Below are 6,684 nucleotides of genomic sequence, written 5' to 3'. Positions count from 1 at the left end.
GCATGTCCATCTCGGCTTCCATACTTCGATACGGATCGGCTTCAGTTAATGCTGGCACCGACGTATCGAGATCCTCTTCCAGTGGCCGAAATTTCCCGTTCTTGCGGAGCAGCGCTTTACATCGATTGACGAGGATGGTTTTGCTCCAACTGTAGAATGCTTCCCCCTTCTGCAATTGCTCGATCTTCTCATAGAGCGTGACGATCATATCCTCCATCGCATCCATCGCGTCATGCTCGTTCCCCATGTAGGAGTAGGCAAGACGATAATAAGCGTCCTGGTCGTCCATGATAAGTTGTAGTAGTGCATCTTTATTTCCTTTTTTAGCTTGTCTGACAAGACGGCTTACCATCAAGTTCTCTCCCCTTTCATAGCTAAGAGCATGCAGAAGCGCAAAAAGTTCATTGCCGCATAAAAAAATCGGCTAGCATGTATTAACAGTCGCTGTAACTAAGTCCTTCCTTAGAGCAGTAAGAAACCCCAGCAAACCTTATTTTTTGACCTTATTTCATTTATCGTCTCATTCAGATTTATAATAGACCTCCCTACGGGATTCGCTTTAACGCCTATGATCCTCATTATATCCTCGAATGAAATCATGCTAACCTACCCTTAGCAGAAGGAAAAGTCGATCACCTCTGACTAACTGCCTTCAGTATGCGATTCCCTGTTCCTCGTCGGGAAAGAGATCAAGTCCTTGTCAATTTAGGTAATGGGATCAAGTTCTTGTCATTTGGTTTTGACAAGAACTTGATCCCATAAATACAAAAAGCCGCGATTTTCGCGGCCATTAATGAGATAATGTTCTTGTCACCCGACAACAAAACACCTCCGAACAGCCGTACACTGTTCGGAGGCCAAATTGAAAATTTATAATCAATCGTTTAGTCGTTGTTGTGCAACCATTGGAAATGGAAGACTCCAGCTTGGTCCACCCGTTCAAACGTATGGGCTCCGAAATAATCCCGCTGTGCCTGAAGCAGGTTGGCCGGTAGATTTGCCGACCGGTAACTGTCATAGTAAGCAAGCGCTGAAGAGAATGCCGGAACTGGAATACCTCTGGTTACAGCGATCGCAACAACTTTGCGCCAGGCTTCCTGGTATTTTTCGATGATGCCGCCGAAATAATCATCTAGGAATAAGTTGTTCAATGCTGGATCATTGTCGTATGCATCTTTGATGTTTTGCAGGAAACGGGCTCGAATAATGCAACCTCCCCGAAAAATCATGGCAATATTGCCATAATTCAAATGCCAACCGTAATGCTCCGAGGCCACCTTCATCTGAGCAAATCCCTGCGCATAAGAAGCGATTTTACTAGCATAAAGAGCTTGTCTTACAGCTTCAATAAATTCGGCAGAATCTCCTTCGTATTTCTGCGACGTAGGACCGCTCAGTTTTTTGCTTGCTGTTACGCGTTCTTCTTTCATTGCAGAAATGAATCTGGCAAAGACGGATTCGGTTATGATTGAGAGTGGAACTCCGAGATCTAGTGCGCTTTCGCTGGTCCATTTTCCAGTTCCTTTTTGCCCTGCAGAATCCAGAATCACGTCCACCATCGGTTTGCCGGTCGCTGCATCTTTTTTAGAGAAAATATCCGCCGTAATCTCGATTAAATAACTGTCCAGCTCCCCTTTGTTCCATTTAGTGAAAATGTTATATAATTCGTCCGCATCCACATTAAGCACGTCTCTCATCAGATGGTAAGCTTCGCCGATAAGCTGCATGTCCCCATACTCAATGCCGTTATGCACCATTTTGACATAATGGCCGGCACCACCCTCTCCGATATAAGTCGAGCAAGGATCGCCATTCACTTTGGCGGAAATGGCCGTCAGAATGGGTTCTACAAGATCATATGCATCACGCTGGCCGCCCGGCATGATAGATGGTCCTTTAAGCGCTCCTTCTTCGCCACCGGAAACCCCTGCCCCAATGAATCGGATTCCTTTAGACTCCAATTCTCGGTTTCTGCGCTCTGTATCTGGAAAATAAGCATTACCTCCATCGATAATGATATCTCCGGGACTGAGATGAAGCACCAACTGATTAATGGTTTCATCCGTTGGTGTCCCAGCTTTAACCATAATCAAAATTTTTCGTGGTACCTCCAGAGACTGCACGAATTCTTTGATGCTGTATGTTCCCACAAAGTTTTTGCCTTGTGCTTCGGCCAGAAGTTCTTTTGTTTTTTCTGGAGAACGGTTGTACAAGGCTACTGTAAAACCTTTGCTTTCTATATTTAAGGCTAGGTTTTTGCCCATAACGGCTAATCCGGCCACACCGATTTGCAACTTGCTCATTAGTAATCTCCTCCGATGATTCTTATTAGGTAATTTAAGTAGCTAACTGAAAACTGAATATATATAAAGGTACTCACCTTGGGCAATACTATTAAAGGTAGCATCCGAATTAACTAACCGATCATTAGGACTCCCACCATCTAAGAGTTAAAATCTATCATGCGGCTATTTCTGATAACCATACAATTGCTTTTTGTATACCTTCAAATTCATGGTGTTGCATTTTTGTTGTACTTTCTTCATCAATTTCTTTTTTCAAGCCGTAGTTACGTTCTGAATTAGTTGGATTAACAGTAGCTGTGTATTGAATACCAGCATTCTTTAGTCTAGGCAACCACTCTTCAGACAGCCATTTCATATCGTATTTCATGACGAGTATATGACTGTTATCAAATAAAACTTTCTTAGCCTTCTTGATCACAGCTAATTCAATCAATCTATCTAAAGGCTCTCTAAAATCGTCCCCCGTGGTGAAGGAATTCCATCGAATCACAACCGATTCAATTACTTCATCCCAAAAAATATGAGCGTTTTTGTAGTAATGTTGTTCCATCATTATTCTCTCCTTCAACTGTTATTGCCTTTAATAGCTACATATTAATATGAAACAAGGTCATATGCCAAATTAATATATTTTAGAATAGATATAGATACAGTCTATGCCCAGAAAATTAAAAGATGGAAAACGTGACGAATGAGAGCTTAGCGCGGTGCGGTTAGAACCCGCTTCAATATTTATGCGAGTAAAGTCTATGAATTCCCGACGAGGGCCATTAGCTGGTCGAGCGACTCAATCGTCAAATTCTCGGACGTTGTCATGCCCTGATCCACCCCCTCGAATTAAAGATGTGATAATGTTAGTTTGCATCTAAGAGAAGCCTTGCCGAGGCCTCTAGTTTTTATCGTCAAATAATATGCAAGTCAAAAATGAGAATTATACAATCGACAAAAATAAGACTAGGCTGTAATGGGATCAAGTTCTTGTCATTTGGTTTTGACAAGAACTTGATCCCATAAATACAAAAAGCCGCGATTTCGCGGCCATTAAAGAGATAATGTTCTTGTCACCCGACAGGATTTCGTTTGGCATTCCAGCAATTACACCATTATTTGTTTCTCTCCACTGGTTCCTACTTTCAATTACTGGCTGTGTTATCGGACTTATGGACTGCAAGTAATTATACACTTTGGATGTGTACCCGCAAGCCATTCCTTGCTATAGTAACAAGGCATTTAACGATTTTTTTACTAATCCACACGTTTTAGAGGTGAGTCCAACGAAACAAGGAAAATTGATTTCGCTCAATGTCGGCATGCCGACTCTTATGCAATATAACCGAAGAGATATTACTACAGGTATTTTCAAAAGGCCTGTCTATGTACCCATGGCATTGGATTGGGAACACTTTGAAGGAGACGAACAAGCCGATCTGAAGCATCACGGTGGGCTGGATAAGTGTTGACGTTCGTAGACAACCTGCGCAAGGAGAAAGGTATTTTGTCGCAAACCGTTACAGATCCTTTCGAAAACGGCGTTGGCGTCTTTACCGATATCGGTCCTTGGACATTCAGCATGTGGGGAGAAAAGTTCCCTGAGCTTAAATTGGGCGAAACATTCGCGCTGAGCATGCCTTTGGTTCCGGATGGTACAGACCCCGCTACTAGCAAGACATTCGCCGATACGAAAGGTCTCGTCATCTTCTCACAAGCTTCCGAAGCGGAGCAGAAAGCGGCGATCGACTTCATTAAGTGGGTCTACTCCGATTCGACGAATGACGTGAAATGGCTTGAGCAAACGAAGCTGCCACCAGCACGCGACGACCTGACGAGCAATGAATCGTTTAAAGATGTACTCGACGCGAATCCTGCACTGAAGCCTTATGCGGAAAATGTACCGAATGCCGTGCCGCCGATGGACAATGCGAAATATAACGACCTCCAGACGCTTATCGGTCAAGAAGCCTTTAACAAGGTGGTACGCGGTGAAATCGCGCCGGCTAAGGGCTGGGCTAATATGAAGAAAGCCATTGAAGCCGCTCTTCAATAGAAGGAGTTGTCCTAATGGATCAAAAAAACAATCGGTTGGGCTGGTTATTTACCAGCCCCTACCTCATTTATTCGTTGATATTCTTTTTCGGACCGCTTATCTGGTCTTTTTATCTGTCTTTTACGGATTGGGATCTAATTTCGCCGAAGTATAATTTTATTGGATTTAGCAATTTCACCGATGCGCTGAAATCACCCGGCGTGCACGCAGCTTTCTGGGTGACTTACAAATTCATGATAATTTTCGTCCCGCTCGTGACGGTACTGGCCCTGTGCGTTGCGGTCGTTGTACACAGTGTGCCTCGGTTTAAGAGCGTGTTTCTAATTGGCTTCTTCCTGCCCTACTTGTCATCTGGGGTCGTTTCATCTCTGATTGTGAAGGGGTTTCTGTCCTATTCGAGTCCGCTCAATACCTTCCTGCGCAAGCTTGGCATGAACATTGACTGGCTCGGTACTCCGATGTCAGCACTGTTCGTTGTCGGAATGATATTGGCGTGGAAATTCACTGGGTATTACGCCCTTATTCTGACGTCGGGATTGAATAGCATCGACAATGAGATCTATGAAGCCGCCGCAATCGACGGTGTCACAGAACGACAGCGATTCTGGCGCGTTACGCTGCCGCTACTCTACCCGGCGTTCTATACGACGCTTATCTTATCGTTCGGCGTCACGTTTGGCATTTTTACGGAAGTGTATCAATTAACCGGCGGCGGACCGAATTATGCTACGAACACGTGGCAGATGGAGATTTTCAATCAAGCCTTCAAAAACTTGAAAGCCGGCTACGCATCCGCTGTAGCGCTGCTTGCGTCGATCGCTACCTTCATCTCGATCTTTATCATCCGTAAACTGCTGGAACTGTGGGGGAAACGCTATGGTTGGGATTAACCGAAACAGTACAAGCAAGCTGGCCGTCCGCTATGGGCTGGCTGTCATCCTTCTGTTCATTATGGTCTACCCGTATTTATACATGGTGCTTAATTCGTTCGCGGATTGGAGCCAGGTCGACCAGAAATTCATACCGACTTCGTATTCGACGAAATCGTACAATTGGCTGTTTTCCGGCGGCGAGACGGGTATATCTCGCCCGTGGGTGAGCTCATTCTTCAATAGTGCGATCGTATCGATTGCTTCGACGGCCCTGATGATGATGTCTGGCGTCATGGTTGCTTACGCGCTATCCAAGCTGAATTTCCGCGGGCGGGACACGATTAACAATTTCGTCTTGTTCCATATGTTCTTCCCGGCTATCATTTTGCTCATCCCGACGTTTCTAATCGTGCAGAAGGTCGGCCTTTATGACACTTACTTGGGGATGATACTCCCTAAGGCGGTCAGCCTGTGGGCGATCTTCATGTACACGAACTTCTTCAAGGCGATTCCGTCGGTATTCATCGAAGCGGCCAAACTGGACGGCGCCAATGATTTCAAAATCATGTACCGCATCATGCTTCCGATGTCCAAATCGATCACGACCGTTATCTTCCTGTTCCTCATCATGGAACGCTGGACGGAGCTGCTGTGGGATATGATCATCGTGCGCAGTGACGATAAGCTCACGCTGAACGTGTTATTGTCGCAAATGTTCGGCCCTTATGGCACCTATCCAGGTCCGTTGTACGCCGCATCGGTGCTGCTGACGCTACCTATCATCATCTTGTTTATCTTCTTCGGTAAGAAATTCCAAGAAGGCATGCAATTTAACTTGAAATAGCGCTTATTTGTGCGAGGGGAGTCGAAGAGCTTGAGTTTGAACAAGACGGCTATCAAAACATGCGAAGAGCTTCTAAGAAAGTTCCAGTCCTAGACAGCAAGGACGGTTACAAAAATGTCTCTTGTTCAGTATGGGGTCGCTGACACCTCCATGGTGGGCCAAGAACGGCCTGGTAGGAAATTGGGGACAGCTTGGAACCGGATGAAGAACAGGGTGAATAAAATAGAAGCTCCAGGACAGCTGTCCTGGAGCTTCTATTTTATTATCGTATGAATCATGAATTTGGGGCTTCATTTGAACATTGTTCTTGTCACAGTCATTTATTGAAGTATCGTGTCCCGTTACTTCAACGGTCACCATATTCGTGGCAACCTCGTCAGTTTCCAGTTAAAGATTGAAATAAATGGTGCCGACTTCTGCCGGCACCATTTATTTACTGATCATTTTCAGGCATCCGGTGGATTCTTTTTTATTCTAAATCCTCCGAATACTACGCTAAACGCTATCCCAAGACCGATACCAACAGAGATATTATCCATTGCCACGCCAATGGCTACACCAAGGGCGATTCCTAATGCAAGCGCCATTGCGGGTTTCATCTTGTTCTTCCTATTCATA

General features: G+C 44.9%; 7 protein-coding genes. 3 read left to right on the top strand and 4 right to left on the bottom strand.

Annotated elements, in window-relative coordinates; translation table 11 throughout:
- From AC0YNS_RS31650 to AC0YNS_RS31640, 3 genes are all read right to left on the bottom strand, one after another.
- On the bottom strand, nucleotides 1-355 hold a 355-nt coding region (locus AC0YNS_RS31650; protein ID WP_475784847.1), incomplete at its 3' end, for an RNA polymerase sigma factor.
- 529 nt (nucleotides 356-884) lie between these two features.
- Nucleotides 885-2,303: an NADP-dependent phosphogluconate dehydrogenase gene (gene gndA / locus AC0YNS_RS31645; RefSeq protein WP_475784846.1), complete on the bottom strand. Its 1,419-nt coding sequence runs from the start codon at nucleotides 2,301-2,303 to the stop codon at nucleotides 885-887.
- A gap of 157 nt (nucleotides 2,304-2,460) precedes the next feature.
- On the bottom strand, nucleotides 2,461-2,859 hold the full coding sequence (locus AC0YNS_RS31640) for a hypothetical protein (protein WP_475784845.1): 399 nt from the start codon (nucleotides 2,857-2,859) through the stop codon (nucleotides 2,461-2,463).
- 900 nt (nucleotides 2,860-3,759) lie between these two features.
- Here AC0YNS_RS31640 and AC0YNS_RS31635 point away from each other — a divergent pair.
- From AC0YNS_RS31635 to AC0YNS_RS31625, 3 genes are read left to right on the top strand one after another with little or no spacing between them, the layout of a single operon-like run.
- Nucleotides 3,760-4,350 carry an extracellular solute-binding protein gene (locus AC0YNS_RS31635; RefSeq protein WP_475784844.1) on the top strand — a complete coding sequence of 197 codons (591 nt, stop codon included), beginning with the start codon at nucleotides 3,760-3,762 and terminating at the stop codon, nucleotides 4,348-4,350.
- A gap of 14 nt (nucleotides 4,351-4,364) precedes the next feature.
- On the top strand, nucleotides 4,365-5,240 hold the full coding sequence (locus tag AC0YNS_RS31630) for a carbohydrate ABC transporter permease (protein ID WP_475784843.1): 876 nt from the start codon (nucleotides 4,365-4,367) through the stop codon (nucleotides 5,238-5,240).
- Nucleotides 5,227-6,066, top strand: coding sequence for a carbohydrate ABC transporter permease (locus AC0YNS_RS31625; protein WP_475784842.1), 840 nt, complete (start codon nucleotides 5,227-5,229; stop codon nucleotides 6,064-6,066). Before AC0YNS_RS31630 ends, AC0YNS_RS31625 begins: the two co-directional genes overlap by 14 nt.
- 446 nt (nucleotides 6,067-6,512) lie before the next feature.
- Here the strand turns inward: AC0YNS_RS31625 and AC0YNS_RS31620 are convergent, their stop codons facing one another.
- Nucleotides 6,513-6,653, bottom strand: a complete 141-nt coding sequence (locus AC0YNS_RS31620) for a glycine zipper domain-containing protein (RefSeq protein WP_475784848.1) — start codon at nucleotides 6,651-6,653, stop codon at nucleotides 6,513-6,515.
- Nucleotides 6,654-6,684: the final 31 nt, after the last annotated feature.

The organism is Paenibacillus sp. J22FR21 (assembly GCF_056269135.1).
The sequence above is the reverse complement of the archived record's forward strand: the minus strand, read 5'-3'. Positions and strand labels throughout refer to the sequence as shown.

Excerpts from the sequence above, each read along its gene's own strand:
- gndA (WP_475784846.1), bottom strand. The coding sequence starts at position 2,303 with ATGAGCAAGTTGCAAATCGGTGTGGCCGGATTAGCCGTTATGGGCAAA.
- AC0YNS_RS31625 (WP_475784842.1), top strand. The coding sequence starts at position 5,227 with ATGGTTGGGATTAACCGAAACAGTACAAGCAAGCTGGCCGTCCGCTAT.
- AC0YNS_RS31640 (WP_475784845.1), bottom strand. The coding sequence starts at position 2,859 with ATGATGGAACAACATTACTACAAAAACGCTCATATTTTTTGGGATGAA.
- AC0YNS_RS31620 (WP_475784848.1), bottom strand. The coding sequence starts at position 6,653 with ATGGCGCTTGCATTAGGAATCGCCCTTGGTGTAGCCATTGGCGTGGCA.
- AC0YNS_RS31630 (WP_475784843.1), top strand. The coding sequence starts at position 4,365 with ATGGATCAAAAAAACAATCGGTTGGGCTGGTTATTTACCAGCCCCTAC.